This window comes from Donghicola sp. XS_ASV15 (assembly GCF_041224595.1).
Classification (GTDB): domain Bacteria; phylum Pseudomonadota; class Alphaproteobacteria; order Rhodobacterales; family Rhodobacteraceae; genus Donghicola.
Genome location: NZ_JBGFGN010000046.1, coordinates 1 through 2,789 on the forward strand (window position 1 = coordinate 1; position 2,789 = coordinate 2,789).

Genomic DNA, 2,789 nt, shown 5'->3' on the forward strand with positions numbered 1-2,789 from the left:
GGGGCATTGCCCCGACACGGCCTATCGGGAACAGGAGGGCAGGAAGATGGGAACCAGGTTCATGATCGACGCACTCACCATCGGCGCACTCGTCGGCGGGTTGATCCTCGCCAGAGAGCGGGCCGCAGAGAGCTTCGCCACTATCCGCGACGTCGCAGTCTCGGTGGCGAGCCGTACCCAACCGGTGGCACTCGACCGGGCTACGGGCACGCTCGGCATTCGTGGGTAGCACCACGCAGCAGGACATCGGAGCCGGATGCCGCGAGGGTCGGTTTGGATCCCTTTCCCCACCATTTGAGTTTAAGGCACCACCTTAATGCCAAATTGGGCCAGCACTGCGTCGCGCTGATTTGGGCTGATAACCAGCCTCTCCAAAGATGCTGCTTCGGCAAGGGCCAGATCGTCGATGTCGGCGTGCGCGATGTTCGCGTCAGTCAGGATTGCTCCCCTAAGGCGGGCACCGTTGAGGTTTGATCCCACGAAATTCACCGATGTTAAACCGCACCTGCTCAGATCCGCTTCGCGCAGATCGCAACAGTCAAAAGTGCTTCCCTCCAGATCCAGCTCATGCAGGTCTGCTTCGATCAGTTTCGTGCGATGGCATGACAACCCGCCCATGATCTGCCGGGCGCTGACCTGCCGATGCACCTCAATTTCCATCAGCGCGCCGCTTGCATCGCAGTTTTCCAGCCGCAGCATAAATGCCCTGCAGGAGCTCAGTAAGTTCCCGGAAAGGTCGCATTCGATCAACGTCGCGTCCGAAAGATCGCAACGCAACCATACGCATTTGTGCTTTCCACCGGCATCGTTGAACTGGCAGGACAACAGTCTGGCGTCACGAAATGAACAATCGGTAAAACGGCAACTATGAAAAGCCGACATCCCGATCCTGCCACCCTCGAAGAGGCAGTTCACGAACTCGCAGTCCAAGAACTCGGTTTCGATGATCGAAAACTCGTCCAACCCGTCGTCACGGAATATCTGCCCTCTTACCTTACGGTGGGATGCGGCCTCTTCCAGACTCATGTGGATCATTCAGAAGACCTGCAGTCCTAGCTGGCCGAGCAGGTGCGCCGCTTGCTGTTTCGATATGATTGCCCCTTTGTACCGTTTGGCATCGGTTATCTTGACGCCGCCAATATCCGCACCACGCAGGTCTGCGCCCTCGAAACGGCATTCCTGAAGATAGGCCCCCCGCAACGAGCAATCCTCGAATACTGCGTTGCGAAAATCGCAGAATCGCAGATCAGCCTCGCTGAAATCGACTTGTTTCAGCACAGCCTTTCGAAACGAAAGCCGAGGCAGAAAGGCCAGAACCAACAAGACGTCCTCAAAGGTCACATCGAGGACGCGCGCTTCTGTCATGTCTGTGCCGGTCATCTTGCAGTGCAGGAGCTCAGTGGATGACAGCGTAGCGCCACGAAAATTGGTGTTGCTGAAGTCACCCCCGTCAATCGTCGCCCCGAGAAGCTCGGCCCCCAGGAAGCACGCGCCCGTGGCACGGGCACCTTTGAAACGGGATTCTTCCAGGCGAGCGCCAGTGAAATCGGCGCCGGTAAGGCCGCACCGCTCGAATAGCCATCCGGACAGATCAAGGTGCGACAAGTCCAAGCCGGAGAGATCACAGTTGCGCAGCATCACGGAGCGACTCGGGCTGATGAGGTGCTCGATCTCGGCACGCGTTGGCTTGCAGTCAAGCAGAATATTATCTTCAGATATCATGTCCCCTATTTCCCACTTTGATCCTGTTGTTTCAATGCCCAAGCCTATCTAGTTCAAGTCCACCGCCGTCCAGAGCGCACTTAGCGGCAGAGCGAAGTTACCCTCCCCCATGGTCAGCTTTTCCTGCCCAAGGTAAAACACCAGGCCGACGGTATGGCGTCCCTTTCCAGGTCCATCATTTGCAAACCACTTCAGGTGCTTGAAATCGTCGGCTGCAACTGTGGTCGCTGACTTGACCTCGATCGCGACAAGCCGGAGACCTCCATCGATCAGAATGTCGATTTCTCGCCGGTCCGCGCTTCGCCAATGATAGAGCCGATAGTCCTCGTCCTGCATCGGCAGAGCACGTTGGAGTTCGCCGACAACGAAGCTCTCCAACAGACCACCCAGTGCTTCGGGTCTGTTCCCTACGTCAAACGACCTGTCATTCAGACGGCGAAGTGCGCTTGCAATTCCAGTATCCACGAAGTGGAACTTCGGTTGTTTGATGTCCCGTTTGCTCTCTCCCGGCATCCACGCGCTCAGCTTGGTCACCATCGAAAGCCGCATGAAAATATCGAGGTACTGATCAACTGTCTCGCGTTTGAGCTTTGCCAGTTTTGCCAGCTCGGATGTGTTGATCTCTTGCGCGGTCCGCGCCGCCATTTGATCGATCAGAAACCGAAGGGCATCGGGCTTCCGAACCGGCATGACATCAGCTACGTCGCGATCCACTACCGCATCTATGTAGTCGCGATACTGCCGTTGCCGCGACCGGAGCGGCATTGTGCGGATTTCGGGATATCCGCCCATGAGAATGAGGTCGATATGCTCTTTGCGCCCCATGGGCGTGGGTTCCGAGATCTGCGGCAACGTTGGGCCGGTCTGCATCGCCCAAACGATCAACCGGCTCACCGGCAACCGATTGACCTCGGAAGTCGTCAAAGCCTGCATTCCCCAAGTGGCGTGTCGTTTGAGGTGAAGATCGCCTGTATCCGAGCGCTAGACAAGGATTTTCTGCCGCAAGCGGCACCTGCGGTCGCGCAGACTGCTGGATCTGGACGGATCAGACCGCGAAGCCGCTGTTT

The 2,789-nt window shown here is 57.3% G+C and carries 4 protein-coding genes; 1 reads left to right on the plus strand and 3 read right to left on the minus strand.

The annotated features are described in order from the left end of the window. Nucleotides 1-229: hypothetical protein (locus tag AB9K37_RS00730; protein WP_369835116.1), on the plus strand; the 229-nt coding region annotated here is incomplete at its 5' end. Between the two features lie 71 nt (nucleotides 230-300). On the opposite strand, the gene AB9K37_RS00735 is transcribed toward AB9K37_RS00730, so the two are convergent. The 3 genes from AB9K37_RS00735 to AB9K37_RS00745 form a co-directional block, all read right to left on the minus strand. Beyond that, nucleotides 301-1,035, minus strand: coding sequence for a pentapeptide repeat-containing protein (locus AB9K37_RS00735; protein WP_369835117.1), 735 nt, complete (start codon nucleotides 1,033-1,035; stop codon nucleotides 301-303). Further along, nucleotides 1,036-1,638 (minus strand): pentapeptide repeat-containing protein, encoded by a 603-nt coding sequence (locus AB9K37_RS00740; RefSeq protein WP_369835119.1) that lies wholly within the window; start codon nucleotides 1,636-1,638, stop codon nucleotides 1,036-1,038. A 132-nt stretch (nucleotides 1,639-1,770) separates the two neighbouring features. Then, on the minus strand, nucleotides 1,771-2,646 hold the full coding sequence (locus AB9K37_RS00745) for an ATP-binding protein (protein ID WP_369835118.1): 876 nt from the start codon (nucleotides 2,644-2,646) through the stop codon (nucleotides 1,771-1,773). Nucleotides 2,647-2,789 lie beyond the last annotated feature (143 nt).

Excerpts from the sequence above, each read along its gene's own strand:
- AB9K37_RS00740 (WP_369835119.1), bottom strand. The coding sequence starts at position 1,638 with ATGCTGCGCAACTGTGATCTCTCCGGCTTGGACTTGTCGCACCTTGAT.
- AB9K37_RS00735 (WP_369835117.1), bottom strand. The coding sequence starts at position 1,035 with ATGATCCACATGAGTCTGGAAGAGGCCGCATCCCACCGTAAGGTAAGA.